16 protein-coding genes are annotated in these 14,374 nt (G+C 43.1%); 4 read left to right on the top strand and 12 right to left on the bottom strand.

Translation table 11 applies throughout. The features are described 5' to 3' along the window. Positions 1 to 44: 44 nt before the first annotated feature. The 5 genes from QZ019_RS06560 to QZ019_RS06540 form a co-directional block, all read right to left on the bottom strand. On the bottom strand, positions 45 to 386 hold the full coding sequence (locus QZ019_RS06560) for an MBL fold metallo-hydrolase (protein ID WP_295483416.1): 342 nt from the start codon (positions 384 to 386) through the stop codon (positions 45 to 47). A 175-nt stretch (positions 387 to 561) separates the two neighbouring features. Beyond that, positions 562 to 2,208, bottom strand: coding sequence for a chaperonin GroEL (gene groL / locus QZ019_RS06555; RefSeq protein WP_295483413.1), 1,647 nt, complete (start codon positions 2,206 to 2,208; stop codon positions 562 to 564). Between the two features lie 23 nt (positions 2,209 to 2,231). After that, the gene (locus tag QZ019_RS06550) at positions 2,232 to 2,525 is read right to left on the bottom strand and encodes a co-chaperone GroES (RefSeq protein ID WP_294564592.1); all 294 of its coding nucleotides are present in this window, start codon (positions 2,523 to 2,525) and stop codon (positions 2,232 to 2,234) included. Between the two features lie 292 nt (positions 2,526 to 2,817). Then, on the bottom strand, positions 2,818 to 4,320 hold the full coding sequence (locus QZ019_RS06545; protein WP_295483408.1) for a DMT family transporter: 1,503 nt from the start codon (positions 4,318 to 4,320) through the stop codon (positions 2,818 to 2,820). A gap of 24 nt (positions 4,321 to 4,344) precedes the next feature. After that, on the bottom strand, positions 4,345 to 4,821 hold the full coding sequence (locus QZ019_RS06540) for an FxsA family protein (RefSeq protein WP_295483404.1): 477 nt from the start codon (positions 4,819 to 4,821) through the stop codon (positions 4,345 to 4,347). A gap of 99 nt (positions 4,822 to 4,920) precedes the next feature. Between QZ019_RS06540 and QZ019_RS06535 the strand changes: the two genes are divergently transcribed. Further along, positions 4,921 to 6,597, top strand: coding sequence for a cytochrome c biogenesis protein CcdA (locus QZ019_RS06535; protein ID WP_295483402.1), 1,677 nt, complete (start codon positions 4,921 to 4,923; stop codon positions 6,595 to 6,597). Positions 6,598 to 6,669: 72 nt separating this feature from the next. Here the strand turns inward: QZ019_RS06535 and QZ019_RS06530 are convergent, their stop codons facing one another. The 7 genes from QZ019_RS06530 to glyA all read right to left on the bottom strand — a co-directional run bounded on the left by QZ019_RS06530 (position 6,670) and on the right by glyA (position 12,528). After that, positions 6,670 to 7,425: an FKBP-type peptidyl-prolyl cis-trans isomerase gene (locus QZ019_RS06530; protein ID WP_295483399.1), complete on the bottom strand. Its 756-nt coding sequence runs from the start codon at positions 7,423 to 7,425 to the stop codon at positions 6,670 to 6,672. A 102-nt stretch (positions 7,426 to 7,527) separates the two neighbouring features. Beyond that, complete coding sequence (gene thiL, locus QZ019_RS06525; RefSeq protein ID WP_295483397.1) at positions 7,528 to 8,487, bottom strand: thiamine-phosphate kinase; 960 nt, start codon at positions 8,485 to 8,487, stop codon at positions 7,528 to 7,530. A 1-nt stretch (position 8,488) separates the two neighbouring features. Beyond that, positions 8,489 to 8,920, bottom strand: a complete 432-nt coding sequence (gene nusB, locus QZ019_RS06520; protein WP_294564578.1) for a transcription antitermination factor NusB — start codon at positions 8,918 to 8,920, stop codon at positions 8,489 to 8,491. A 21-nt stretch (positions 8,921 to 8,941) separates the two neighbouring features. Beyond that, on the bottom strand, positions 8,942 to 9,406 hold the full coding sequence (ribE, locus tag QZ019_RS06515) for a 6,7-dimethyl-8-ribityllumazine synthase (protein WP_294564993.1): 465 nt from the start codon (positions 9,404 to 9,406) through the stop codon (positions 8,942 to 8,944). A 42-nt stretch (positions 9,407 to 9,448) separates the two neighbouring features. Then, positions 9,449 to 10,120 carry a riboflavin synthase gene (locus tag QZ019_RS06510; RefSeq protein WP_295483394.1) on the bottom strand — a complete coding sequence of 224 codons (672 nt, stop codon included), beginning with the start codon at positions 10,118 to 10,120 and terminating at the stop codon, positions 9,449 to 9,451. A 12-nt stretch (positions 10,121 to 10,132) separates the two neighbouring features. Beyond that, positions 10,133 to 11,266 (bottom strand): bifunctional diaminohydroxyphosphoribosylaminopyrimidine deaminase/5-amino-6-(5-phosphoribosylamino)uracil reductase RibD, encoded by a 1,134-nt coding sequence (gene ribD / locus QZ019_RS06505; protein ID WP_295483391.1) that lies wholly within the window; start codon positions 11,264 to 11,266, stop codon positions 10,133 to 10,135. A gap of 5 nt (positions 11,267 to 11,271) precedes the next feature. Continuing rightward, complete coding sequence (glyA, locus tag QZ019_RS06500) at positions 11,272 to 12,528, bottom strand: serine hydroxymethyltransferase (protein ID WP_294564990.1); 1,257 nt, start codon at positions 12,526 to 12,528, stop codon at positions 11,272 to 11,274. 331 nt (positions 12,529 to 12,859) lie between these two features. On the opposite strand from glyA, the gene aroQ reads away from it, so the two are divergent. The 3 genes from aroQ to QZ019_RS06485 all read left to right on the top strand — a co-directional run. Continuing rightward, a complete protein-coding gene (gene aroQ, locus QZ019_RS06495; protein WP_294564564.1) occupies positions 12,860 to 13,303 on the top strand; it encodes a type II 3-dehydroquinate dehydratase in 444 nt (147 codons plus the stop codon). A gap of 55 nt (positions 13,304 to 13,358) precedes the next feature. Beyond that, positions 13,359 to 13,838, top strand: a complete 480-nt coding sequence (gene accB / locus QZ019_RS06490; protein ID WP_294564987.1) for an acetyl-CoA carboxylase biotin carboxyl carrier protein — start codon at positions 13,359 to 13,361, stop codon at positions 13,836 to 13,838. A gap of 56 nt (positions 13,839 to 13,894) precedes the next feature. After that, positions 13,895 to 14,374 (top strand): biotin carboxylase N-terminal domain-containing protein (locus tag QZ019_RS06485; RefSeq protein WP_295483388.1); only part of this gene is annotated, 480 nt, incomplete at its 3' end.

Genomic DNA, 14,374 nt, shown 5'->3' with positions numbered 1-14,374 from the left:
CCCCGGATTAAAAATAGAAGCTTTTCTTCGCGATGATCTCCGCCCTAAAGGACGGTTTTAGCTGCTGATCTTTTTGATAAGAAAGAGGACTCTAAAATCGGAAAATTCGTAAAAGCGCAGTCAATGCCCGGAGCATAGATTTTACACTTGGTCTGTCCCTGCAAATACTTATTACCGCCGATATGATCGGCATTGGCGTGAGTATTGTAAATAGCCGTTAGATTCCAGTTATTTGCTTCTAATATTTGGCGTATTTTGCGCTCCGAGTCTTTGTCATTGCCGCTGTCAATCAAACACACATCTTTATCATTTAGCTTAACAAGCCCGATATTCGTCGGACTTTGAATGCAATAAGTATTACCTGAAAGATGCATTAATTCATACATTGCTTTTTCCTCAACAGCCGCTTGCCCAAAAGAAAAATTATGTTTGTACCAAAATCAAAGGAAATTATAGTAAGCACAAAATATTTGAACTATACAAAAATCTTTATGTGATCTAAAAACAAAAAGAGCCGCCGTTTCCGGCAGCCCTCTTTTTAAATTAAGCGTTAAGGCGAAATTACATCATACCGCCCATGCCGCCCATTCCGCCCATGCCGGCACCGGCAGGAGCATCAGCTTCCTTCTTAGGAGCATCGGCGATCATGCACTCGGTGGTGATCATGAGTCCGGCAATTGAAGCGGCATACTGCAATGCAGAACGGGTTACCTTGGTAGGATCCAAAATACCCATCTCGATCATATCGCCATACTCACCGGTAGCTGCGTTATAACCGAAGTTGCCTTCACCTTCACGAACGCGGTTAGCAATTACGGAAGGCTCTTCACCTGCGTTAGCGACGATCTGACGTAACGGAGCTTCCATAGCGCGTAAAGCAACCTTAACACCGACATTCTGATCTTCGTTATCACCCTTAAGCTCAGCTGCAATCTTAGAAGCAACACGAACCAAAGCAACACCGCCGCCCGGAACGACACCTTCTTCAACGGCAGCACGGGTAGCGTGCATTGCGTCTTCAACACGAGCTTTCTTCTCTTTCATTTCAACTTCAGTTGCTGCACCGACCTTGATAACGGCTACGCCGCCGGCAAGTTTGGCAACACGCTCTTGAAGCTTCTCACGATCATAGTCGGAGGTGGATTCCTGAATCTGCTTGCGGATCTGAGCGACACGATCTTCGATGGCTTTTGCGTCACCGGCACCATTGATGATGGTGGTGTCGTCTTTAGTGATAACAACACGCTTTGCAACGCCCAAATCATCAAGCTGAGCCTTATCAAGTTCCATACCGACATCAGAAGAAATTACGACGCCGCCGGTCAAAATAGCGATATCCTGAAGCATTGCCTTACGACGATCGCCAAAGCCAGGGGACTTAACGGCAGCAACCTTAACGATACCGCGCATATTGTTAACTACCAAAGTAGCTAAAGCTTCGCTTTCTACGTCTTCAGCAACGATAAGCAGGGACTTGCCGGCTTTTGCAACGCCTTCCAAAATCGGGAGAATATCGCGAATATTGGAAATCTTCTTGTCGCAAAGGAGAATATACGGATTCTCAAGTTCAACAGCAGAAGTATCAGGCTTGTTGATGAAATACGGAGAGAGATAACCTCTGTCAAACTGCATGCCTTCAACGAGGTCGAGCTGATCTTCAAGACCCTGACCGTCTTCAACGGTGATAACGCCGTCACGGCCTACGCTTTCCATTGCATCAGCAATAAGGTTGCCGACAGTAGCGTCAGAGTTGGCGGAAATAGTGCCGACCTGAGCAATTGACTTCTTGTCGGAGCACTCGGTGGAAATCTTCTTGAGCTCTTCAACTGCAGCATTAACAGCTTTGTCGATACCGCGCTTTAAATCCATCGGATTCATGCCGGCTGCAACTGACTTAAGGCCTTCGGTTACGATAGCCTGAGCCAAAACGGTAGCAGTGGTGGTACCGTCACCTGCTGCATCATTGGCCTTGGAAGCAACTTCCTTGACCATCTGAGCACCCATGTTCTGGAACTTGCCCTCAAGCTCAATCTCTTTTGCAACGGTTACACCGTCTTTAGTGATAAGAGGGGCACCGTAGCTCTTATCCAAAACTACGTTGCGGCCTTTAGGACCTAAGGTTACTTTAACGGCATTTGCCAATACGTTGACGCCCTCTAACATCTGGACACGGGCATCATTACCGAAAAATACTTCTTTAGCGGCCATTTTTCTAATACTTCCTTAAAATCTTAGTCGTTAACAACAGCAAGAATATCGCTCTCAGAAAGGATGATGACGTTATCGCCGTCAATACGCTCTTTCTTAGTACCGTAGCCTTCGTTATAAATTACGGTATCACCGACTTTAACGCTCATCGGAGCGATAGAGCCGTTATCAAGAACACGGCCATTGCCTACAGCCAAAACTTTACCGCGAGTAGACTTCTCAGTAGCGCTGCCGGTTAATACGATACCGCCTTCAGACTTCGCCTCGACTTCAAAAGGTCTTACGATTACGCGATCATACAAAGGAACTAATTTCATTTGTTTCTCCGCAGGTTTATAAACCGCAAAAAATTCTAATCAAATCGGCATAGGGCCCGACTTTCACCCCGCTTTGCGAACAAAGCTCTAAATTCAACACAAATACAAATGGGGACGCTTTTTTTACTTTCAAGAGAAAATTTAAAAAAATTTACATTTTTTTTGATTTTTAATTTTTCTTTCTATTCTTTGCTGCTTTTAATAAAGTTAATCTGTGGAAGGAAACATTATGCTCTTATGAACCCGGCAAAAAAGCGCAGGCTTAGTGAAAGACTGCGCCTTTTATTGACAATTATTTTCTCTTGAATTTACCCAAAAACCACTTCTTTAACATATTGCAGGCTGAAAATTCTTCCATTTCTTTTTGCAAAATTTCAGCTTGGATTCGCAGTTCTTCATCTCCTTTATCAATACTTTCAACAAACGATCCGGCGCTGTCGGGCAAAGAGTCTTTTTCAGCGCTGTTTTTAGCTAAATTCTTCCTTCCAAGTTCACGCATTAATCCCGCAACATCTTGCGCATTGCCTACTCCTGCATAAATCCGCGATTCAGGCTGAGAAGAAAGAGAACTATTATCTTTAACGAATGAAGCTGCTTCTTTCAAATCTGCTTTTCTTAAAGAAACAGTACCTTCTGCCTTGCTGTCTTTAGTTTCTTTTATGCTTTGCTCGGCTCTTTCTTTTAAGATAAAGAACTTATACAAAAATACCGCAGCATCCTTAGGTGCTTTTATCACATGATAAAGGGCAATGCCGGTACGCTCAAACACTCCTTTAAGCTTGGATGCAAAAGAGCGGCGCGGCAATGCAGGAACTTCCTTTCCTGAGGCCTTGGCACGATAATGCTCGGCAAGATCGGGGAATCTTTCGACCAGATTCTCGGGAGCCTTCTGCTCCTCGCTTTTTAACTGGACTTTAGCGCGAACCGTAACGATAACGCCAGAAATAATCAAAAGTCCGCCCACAATCTGCGATAAGAAAATTTCTTCACCTAGGAACGTAACACCGATAACTGCTCCGGTTAACGGCACCAGATAAACAAAAACTCCGGCTTTGCTTGCTCCAACTTTTGTTACGGCAAAGTTCCAGGCAACAAAAGCAAACACGCCAGACGCTAAAAGCAAATATAAAAATCCGTATATCGCTTGAGCGTTTACCTGCCAAACTTCCAAGGTTCCGGTCGCAAAACCGATGATAAAGCATAAAAGTCCGCCGAAAAGCCCGTTCCATGCCGTAAGAGCAATTGCCGACAATCTGCTTTTTTGCGCCTTCCAGCCTAAAATCACATAACAGGACCAGGCAACTTCGCAGGCAACAATCAAAATATCACCGATGTTAAAGCGCAAATTTATAAGAACATCAAGTGAACCTTTTGTCACGATGCATAAAGCGCCGCAGCAGGAAACGAAAATACCTATCCACCCTCGCCGGCTTAACCTTTCACCTACGAATAAAAAAGCCAAAATAGTCGTGGCAGTAGGTCCGATGCTTTCAATTAACGCCGTATTGGTGGCAGTAGTATAGTGAAGACCGGTAAAGAGCAAACCGTTATGCACGGTAATGCCCATAAATCCCATAAAGACCAAAAATGGAATAAACTTTTTATCCGGACGAAAAGCTTTCTTTTGCCCGGTAATAAACAACCATGAAAATAAAATGCCGGCCATCAGAACAAATCTGAGCCCGGTAATAAAAAGCGGCGACATTGAGGTAGATAAAATCTTACCGCAGGCAGGAGTCGCACCCCAGACAAGACATACTGCAACTAAAGCAAGATAATATTTTGCCTGTGCCATATTTCACCTTCAAAAAATAAAACGCTAAGGTTTTTTGGAAAAATCTTTGTTTTCAGGCTTACCCAAAAGAGAATTATCCTCTTTTATTTCAGTAAATTCACCATCAATCACGTCCCCGTCATCTTTTTTTGATCCGGCTGTAAAATCGCCGTAAAAAGTAAAATTACTGAACACTTTGCTCTTTATAAAAAACTTATTGGCCAAAAATTGCTGTACGACAGGAATTAACAGCAGCAAACCGAGAAAATCCGACACAAACCCCGGAAAAATAAAAAGAACTCCGGCAAGCGGCAGCCAAATCAAAGAAGTACTTATATTAGGTTCATGATGCAAAGCATCCATCAGCATTTTTAAACGCACTCTAATTAAAAAGATGCCCAAAACCATCATGGTAAACATTAGTGAAACGGTCGTTATGGCACCTAAATATGACCCCACTTTAATCAGCACCAAAATCTCTATAACAAAAAGTGCGAGAATAAACAGAACGGCTTGTGGCATAATTACTCCTTAGTAAGCGATGCTAAATTATCACAAAGTTATTATTTAAAAATGTCATTACCGAAAATTATCTTTGCTTTGCTACATAGGCTGTGTTTTTTGGGCCTATTCTTATTTTCCGTCGCCTCTTTTGCAAAAGACGATCTTATCCCCGACAATCTTTTATCTGCATTAAATGAGGCAGGCTTCAGCACCCAACAAGAATCTCCGTTTAAAGTCTCGGAACATTTAAACGGCAACACTTTAAATCTTTCAATCATACTTGATGATAGCGCCTATATTTATAAAGACTCACTAAGCCTAAGCGTAACAAATGAAGGGGAAGCTTATTTTGCAAAAATTCCGCAAGCTGTAAAACATACGGATTTTCAAGGAGAGCATGAAGTATTTTTCAACCGAGCCGATCTTGAAGCCTTAATCGTCAAAAGTACTGAAGGCGCAACTTTATCCTTTTCCTTTCAAGGCTGTGACGGAGCAGGGATCTGTTATCCTCCGCAAACTATAACCGTCACCTTACCCAAAATAGATCCTGTTTTAGAAAATTCACCTGATGAATATGCAAGTGAAAAATCCCAAACTACTGAGGATAAATTAAGCCGCGCTTTAAGTTCAGATTTTATATTCGGCCTTCTATTGTGCTTTATCCTCGGTATCGGACTTGATCTTACACCCTGCGTCCTGCCGATGCTGCCGATTTTTTCTGCAATGATTGCAGGGCAAAGCACCAAGAAAAATCAAAAAAATATTGCTGCAAACTGCGCTTACCTTTCAGGGCTATGCCTTACTTACACTTTAGTCGGGCTGTTATTTTCATATGCAGGAGCTTCTTTACACGGGATTTTGCAAAGCCCTTACATGGCATACGCACTTGCGGCTTTTTTGTTTTTATGCGCCCTAGCCTGCGCCGGCTTTTTTACTTTAAGCATGCCGCAAAGCCTCAGTACCGGACTGCAAAATAAACTTGCCGCGCTTAATATGACAAGTACAATGTCGGCTTTTATTTTCGGACTGGTGTCAGCGCTTATAACGACTCCGTGTACCAGCGCCCCGCTTGCCGGAGCTTTGCTCTTTATCTTGAAAGAAGGAGATCTGTTAAAAGGAACGCTGGCCTTTTTCTGTATCGGGCTCGGCATGGGAGTGCCTTTATTTATCATTGGTGTTTTAGGCGGAAAATTTATCTTAAAAGCCCGCATTTTTTCTGCTCTTATCTATAAACTGATGGCTGTTCCGCTTATTCTGGCTGCTTTATATATCATTGACGGCTACTTAGGTCTTTACAAAAATTATCTTAAAACTGCAGTTTTCATTTTATTGTGCTGTTACTGTGCTTACGTTTTCTATAAAAATACCGCTTCTTTACTTCTTAAACGAATTGGAATTGCCCTATGCGCAGCCATAGCCGTTATGTGCCTGTCCTCAAGTTATAACTATGAAGACGGCACCGCCTTGCCTTTTACGGAAATAAAATCACTAAATGAATTGAATATAACTTCAAATAAAGCCTTACTTGTAGTCGGAGCTAAATGGTGTTCAAACTGCAGGCAGATGGAACAAGATATTTTCATAAGTGACGAGTTTAAAAAACTGACTTACAACATGCAGCTTTTCCACTTTGATATTACCGACAGCTCTTCTTTGCAAGTTCTGGAGTTTATGAAACACTTTTCAATAATCGGCGTACCCTACACCGCATTGCTTAATAAAAACGGGGAAATCATCGTCGATGCTGTAGGCTATCTTGATTTTGACGAATTTAAAAAGCGCTTTCTAAATTAATTTTCCGGAACAACTGACCTATTGTCCAATACGCTAAACAATAGGTCAGAAAAAGAATGGATTTAAAAACCGTTACTTCTTGTCGGCAGCTGTCTGTTCAGGCTGTTTGACTTCAACCAGCTCCACGTCAAAGACCAATACGGAGTTAGGTTTAATCACATCACCGGCTCCGGCTTCGCCGTATGCTAATTCAGCCGGAATATAGAACTCGTAATGAGCACCGGGCTTCATCAGCTGCAAACCTTCTACCCATCCGGGGATCATATTGGCAAGCGGAAATTCAACTGGCTCTTTCTGCTCGTCAAAAACTTTACCGTCAGTGGTAGTGCCTTTATACTTAACGGAAATGGTATCTCCTGACTTAGGAGCATCGCCCTTGCCTTCCGTGATGACTTTATACTGAAGTCCGCTTGCAGTAGTAACTACACCTTCTTTCTTAGCGTTTTCCGCCAGGAATTTCTTTCCTGCATCAAGATTTGCGGCAGCTTCTTTTTTCATTTTGTCTTCAAGAGCCGTCTGAACCTTTTTGTCAAGCTCGCGTAAAGTAGCTTCAATATCAGCACTTTCCAACGCGGTTTTGTCATTTAAAGAATCAATAAAGCCGGCAACGATATAGTCATTGTTAAGCTCACCGATAAGATCGGTCTGAGTTTTCTGCATCTGATGAATATAAGTGCCTAAAGATGCGCCGATGGAATAGGAAACCTTTTCCGTAAACGGGCTGTCTTTAGTAACTTTAACCTCATCGGCAGCCTGCACTGTGCCGACAGCGAATAAAGCCGCGGCAAGAATTGATGCGACGGCGGATTTTTTACCTACAGTAAACACTTTAATCTCCAATCTGAAAATGTTGATTAACTATAATCTTTTCTCAGTCTCTTACTCAAGATCAAAATTGATTTTTCTTGGCAAATGAAAAATTCAACCCAATTAAAAGTGCTCAAAGGGCTTGTTGGCTTTTACGTAAGGCTTGTTTTCAAAAAGTAAATTAAGAGTTTTATCCTCTGTAATTACGCCTATCGGTGTAATTTTCACCTGATGTCTAGCGGCAATTTTTTCAATAAGAGGAATATTTTTAGGACTTACTGTAAATAAAAGCTCATAGTCACAGCCGCCGAAAGCCGCCAATTCAGCCTTTTCAAGAGCACTTAAATCAACTTGATGAAACACCTCATCAAGAGGCAATTTATCTAAATTAAGCACGGCACCTACATTGCTTCTTTCAAGAATATGTCTTAAATCCCCTACCGTTCCGTCCGACACATCCAAAGCACAGCGACATACGCGGCGCAGTGCTCTGGCAAAAACCGTTCGTGACGGAATAAGCTGAGCTTTTTTATGTACGATGGAGAAAAGATCAGAAGCAAGATTAAGCTCATGATAGCCCGCCTTAACAAAAAGACCGCCCATGCCTAAATTGCCTGAGACATAAATAATGTCACCGGGCTTTGCCAAATCGCGTCGCATGGCACAGCCTTTTGCTACATATCCGTATGCACTTATGGTTATCGATAAAGGACCTTTTGAAGTATTACCGCCTATAAGCGCCATTTTCTCCTTGTCAGCCAAAGAAAAAAGTCCGCGAGCAAATTCACGTAAAAAATGCTCATCGGCATCAGGCAAAGTTAAAGATAAAGTAAAAAATGCCGGTCGCGCCCCCATTGAGGCCAGATCTGAGATATTTACCAAAAGAGACTTATAACCCAAATAAAAAGGATCCTCTCCTTTAAAAAAGTGGATCCCTTCATTTAGCGTATCGGTGGTAATCGCAAGTTCGCTGTTTTTGTCAGGAGCCAATAAAGCGCAGTCATCACCTATGCCTAAAGTGATGCCGCGACCTTTATCATGACCTGAAAAAAATTCTTTTATAAGTGCAAACTCACCTAACACTTCAGTCTTTTATCGCTCTTACGACTTTATCCAAAACACCGTTGACGAATTTATGGCTATCCTGCTCGGCAAATTCTTTTGCCAGCATAATAGACTCATTAATCACGACGCGAAAAGGTATTTCCTGACGATACAACAATTCAAACGTACCAAGACGCAAAATTGCTTTATCTACCTGATCAAGATCTTTAAGCGGTCTCGACAAAAACGGCTCATAGACTTCATCGATGTGATCAACATTCGCAACCACACCGGAAATCAAATCATGCATATAATCAAGATCGGCTCCTTGAATCGGCTGATCTTCCAAAAACTGCCTTTCAATTTCGCCGGCACCTTGTCCCGTCATCTGCCACTGATAAATAGCCTGCATGGCAAAGTGACGAGCCTTATGACGCATTGCGGGGCTTACTGCACCTTCTGTAGAATCCATTCTTTCTCCTGAGGCTTTAAATTAAATAGCTTTCAACACATTAGCCATTTCCAAAGCGGAAGCAGCGGCCTCGGAGCCCTTATTGCCCGCTTTAGAACCGGCGCGCTGAACTGCTTGTTCAATTGACTCGGTAGTCAAAACACCGTTTGCAATCGGGGTAGCATATTTTAAAGTAACCTGAGTAATGCCTTTGGCGCACTCATTGGCTACAACTTCAAAATGATAGGTAGAACCGCGGATAACACAGCCTAAAGCAATTAAAGCGTCATATTTGTTAGAAGCGGCGAGTTTTTCCAAAACTACCGGAATTTCAATTGCACCGGGAACTCTCACCAAGGTTATATTTTCCTCGGGAACTTCGCCTTCTCTTTTTAAAGTATCGATGGCGCCTTCGACCAAACGCTCGCAAATAAAGCTGTTAAAGCGTGAAACGACGATTGCGAACTTTCCGTCGCGGCAAGGCTTGTTGCCCTCTATAACCTTAATTGACATAAAACCTCCGAAAATGAAAATTCGTTTTCTTAATTATCAAATAAAACCGTTTTGCATTAAAGTCTCAAATGACAAAGCCGAACTTTTTTCTTCTGCATTGCCTTGAGCTTTTTGTCCTAAAATAAGCCGTTCAAGGTAGCGGGCCAGTACATCCACTTCAAGATTAACTTTGCTTCCCGACTTCCAATTCTCAAAAGCCAAAACCGTCTGAGAATGCGGAATTAAAGTCAGACGGAAGCTGTCATCAGTTACTGAATTTACGGTAAGGGAAGCTCCGTCAACGGCAATTGATCCCTTAAGAGCGATATAGCGCGACAACTCAGGCGGATTTTTCACCCAAATATTAACCGCCTCTCCAAGCGGAGTAATATCTTTTATTTCACCGATTCCGTCAACATGGCCCTGCACGATATGTCCGCCAAGATGGGTAGCAGGAGTACACGGCAATTCAAGATTCAAGCGCTGCCCCTGCTTATAAAATTTAAAACAGGTCATCGCGACCGTTTCAGCCGACACGTCGGCAGTAAAAAAATCATCACCTATTGTCGTTGCGGTAAGGCAAACGCCGTTTGAAGCAACGGAATCTCCTATTTTTACTCTGTCTTTGGCCTTAAAAGAAGCTGGCGTCATAACTTTAACGAAAGCGCCGTTTCCGCGTTTTTCAATTAAGGCAAGAGTTCCTACCGCTTCAATAATTCCTGTGTACATAAAAGCATTGTCCTATGCTAATAAAGCTCGGACAAAGAAGTCCGTTCCGCATTTTTTAAGAGTCTTAATTTTATATGGTTTAAGGTAATCAAGCGAGCTTACTTCATCACATGCAAATGCGCTTTTTGCATTAGCTCCTAAAATTTTAGGCGCAACAAACACGGCAAGTTCATCAGCAAGATTTTCTTTTAAAAATGCGGCAACCAACGTGGGACCTGCCTCTACTAAAACCTTGCGACATTGTCTTTTAGACAGCTCGGATAAAACAGCACTTAAACAAATACGTCCGGAAGCTTCGCAGGGAGCATAAAAAATTTCAACATGCTCATTAAGTTTTTCAGCTTCCATCTTGTGATTTAATGACGGACGCACAAGCAATATTTTACCCTGAGAAAACATTGCAAAATTATCATGATTAATGCGCAAATGCGAATCAAGCACTACTCTTAAAGGCTGCTTGTCTCTATTTATATCGTATTTTGCAAATACCTTTTCAGGAAGTTCGTCATAACGGACATTTAACATCGGATTATCCGCAAGCACCGTTCCTGCTCCGGTAATTATCGCATCGGATTCCGCACGCATTTTTTGTACGGCCTTACGCGACTTATCCGAAGTGATCCACTTACTGCGACCGTCTGACAAAGCTATCTTGCCGTCAAGCGACATGCCTATCTTAACGGTAATGTAAGGGATATTTTTAACTATAGATTTAAAGAAAGCGCGATTTAACTTTAAAGCTTTGTTCTCATATAAGCCGACATCCACTTCAATACCGGCATCTTTTAAAATTTTAACGCCGCGGCCAGCTACCTGAGGATTGGGATCACCGCAAGCAATTACCACGCGCTTAACGCCTGCTTTAACCAAAGCCTTAGCACAAGGAGGAGTTCTGCCGTAATGAGAACACGGCTCTAAGGTAACATAGCAAGTAGCACCGGCAACGGAAGCTCCGGCGCTGCGCATTGCCATGATTTCGGCATGCGGTTCACCTGCTTTATGATGATACCCCTCACCTATGATCATGCCGTTGCGCACGATTACACATCCGACAGCAGGGTTCGGGGAAGTAGTAAACTTGCCGCGAGCGGCAAGTTTTAAGGCTCTTTTCATAAAGAGCCTGTCATTTTCACTAAAGACCTTCAAGCCTTTTAGTCCTTATATACCGGGAACTTGGCGCACAATGCCTTAACTTTCTCACGGCATGCGGCAATAACATTCTCGTCTTTGTAATTATCAAGGACGTCGCAAATGATATTGGCAAGCTCACGAACCTCAGCTTCCTTAAAGCCGCGGCGAGTGCAGGCCGGGGTGCCCAAACGCAAGCCGGAAGTGATAAAAGGAGATCTCGGATCGTTAGGAACGCTGTTCTTATTAACAGTAATATTAGCCTGTCCTAAAGCGGCTTCGGCATCTTTACCGGTCATTTCCATACCGATAAAGTCCATAAGGAACAAGTGATTATGAGTACCGCCTGAAACTACTTTATACCCGCGTTTCATAACTTCTTCGCACATAGCCTTGGCATTTGCTACGACCTGCTTTTGATACTCGACGTACCAAGGTTCCATTGCTTCTTTAAAGACGATGGCTTTAGCAGCAATTACGTGCATTAAAGGACCGCCCTGGGAACCCGGGAAAATAGCGGAATTTAGCTTCTTATAAATGGTCTCATCGTGGCAGTTTGACAAAATAAAGCCGGAACGCGGACCGCCTAATGATTTATGAGTGGTTGAAGTTACGACATGAGCGTAATCAATCGGGCTCGGATATACGCCTGCTGCTACCAAACCGGCGACGTGAGCCATGTCAACCATGAGATAAGCACCGACTTCATCAGCAATTTCACGCATCTTCTTCCAATCAACAATGCCTGAATAGGCAGAGAAGCCTGCGACTATTACCTTAGGCTTGCACTCAAGAGCTTTTGCTCTGATGTCTTCATAATCAAGCTCGCCTGCGGCATTAACGCCGTACTGAACGGCATGATACATTTTGCCTGAAAAGCTGACTGCTGCGCCGTGGGTCAAGTGACCGCCACAAGCTAAAGATAATCCTAAAATGGTATCGCCCGGATTGCATAAAGCCATATAAGCTGCGGCATTAGCCTGAGAACCTGCGTGCGGCTGAACGTTTGCATATTCGCATTTAAACAATTTGCAGGCGCGATCAATAGCCAGCTGTTCAACCTTATCAACATATTCGCAACCGCCGTAATAACGCTTATGCGGATAACCTTCAGCATACTTATTGGTAAGCTGAGAACCTTGAGCTTCCATTACACAGCGGCTGGCATAATTTTCAGAAGCGATAAGTTCGATATGATCTTCCTGACGCTGATTTTCATCTGCAATGGCTTGCCACAACTCAGGATCATAAGCGGCGATTGATTTTGCTTTATTCATAATGGACGATTACCTTTATAAACAAGAGGACTAAGCGGTATCGCTTAAAAAAGACGCGGCTATTTTAACATTTTTAAAATCCTCTTTGGGGAAAAATAGAGACGGATCACTCTTTTTAGGCAATAGGACACTACCTCTTGCGGTTATCACATCCTAAAAGGTAAGACTGATACTTTTCTTTTTTACGACAGTTCTCAAAAAATTACAAAAAACGGGATCAATCTATTCTCCAAAACTCAATTTTTTTTCATTTTTTCAAAAAAAACACTTAAAAAAGTTCTAAAATCTCAAAAAATTGTTAAAATCTGTTTAAATTGGTTGTCGGAGTTTTAATTTGTCTAAGCCTTTTATTTTAGTGGTAAACGGCCCCAATCTTAACCTTTTGGGTACCCGCGAGCCACAGGTTTACGGACACGAGACTTTATCAGATCTCAATGCCCGTCTTGATGAAGTCGCTACAGAACTCAACGTCAGCATTGAGCACTTTCAGTCAAACCATGAAGGTGCCATCGTCGATAAAATTCAAAGCGTAATGGGTAAAGCATCCTGCATTTTAATTAATGCCGGGGCATATACTCACACAAGTGTAGCAATTCGTGATGCTCTCTTAGGCACGGCCATTCCTTTTTTTGAAATTCATATATCGAACGTTCACGCCCGTGAAGAATTCAGACATCACTCCTATTTAAGCGATAAAGCCGTCGGGGTTATTGTCGGTTTCGGTCTTGACGGATACGAGTTTGCTCTAAGAAAAGCGGCCCGGCTCGTCAATAAATAAGAATTTTTTTATCGTTGCTAAGGCAACACTGTAATTTAGGTAATAGCACATGCAAATTGATATTCACAAAATAGCTAAGCTCATTGACCTCGTTTCAAATTCTGACATTGCAGAAATTAATTTAAAGCAAGGAGATGAAGAACTTAGTATTTCTCGTCAGTCTGCCACCGTTGTTCAGGCTCCGGTACAAACCGTTGTAGCAGCTCCTGCTCCCGTCGCAGCCGCCGTTGCCGCTCCTGCTCCAGCAGCAGCCCCCGCAGCAGAAAGTGCTCCTGCAGCACCTGCCCCCGCAGCTTCAGGAAACAACGTAATGCGCTCTCCGATGGTCGGAACTTTCTACCGCTCAGCAAGCCCGAATGCCGCTCCTTTCGTTGAAGAAGGACAAACCGTCAAGGAAGGCGACACTTTGTGCATTATCGAAGCCATGAAGATGATGAACCAGATTCAAGCCGACAGATCAGGCACTATCAAGAAGATTTTGGTTGAAAACGGCGCTACCGTTGAATTTGATCAAGCTATCTTTGAGTTTGAATAAATATTATAAAAACCTCCGATAATTTATCGGAGGTCTTTTCTTCAAGGTATTTATATATGCAACTTGAAAAGGTTTTAATTGCAAATCGCGGCGAAATCGCCTTACGTATTTTGCGTGCCTGCCGTCAGCTGGGGCTTAAAACCGTAGCAGTGCACTCAACCGCCGATCGCGATTTAATGCACGTAAAGCTTGCCGATGAAACTATCTGCATCGGACCTGCTACCGCAAAAGACTCTTATCTTAATATTCCTACTATTATTGCTGCAGCCGAAGCAACCGGTGCAAGCGCAATCCATCCCGGTTACGGTTTCCTGTCCGAAAATGCCGATTTTGCCGAAATGGTGGAAAAATCAGGATTTATCTTCATCGGACCGACTGCCGATACCATCCGCCTTATGGGTGATAAGGTATCTGCCAAAAAAGCCATGCAGCGTGCCGGAGTTCCCTGCGTTCCCGGTTCAGAAGGCGCTTTAGGTGATGATTCCAAGGAAAACCATCGTCTTGCCAATGAAATCGGCTACCCTATCATTATTAAA

This window comes from uncultured Succinatimonas sp., assembly GCF_905203285.1.
Classification (GTDB): Bacteria; Pseudomonadota; Gammaproteobacteria; order Enterobacterales; family Succinivibrionaceae; genus Succinatimonas.
The sequence above is the reverse complement of the archived record's forward strand: the minus strand, read 5'-3'. Positions and strand labels throughout refer to the sequence as shown.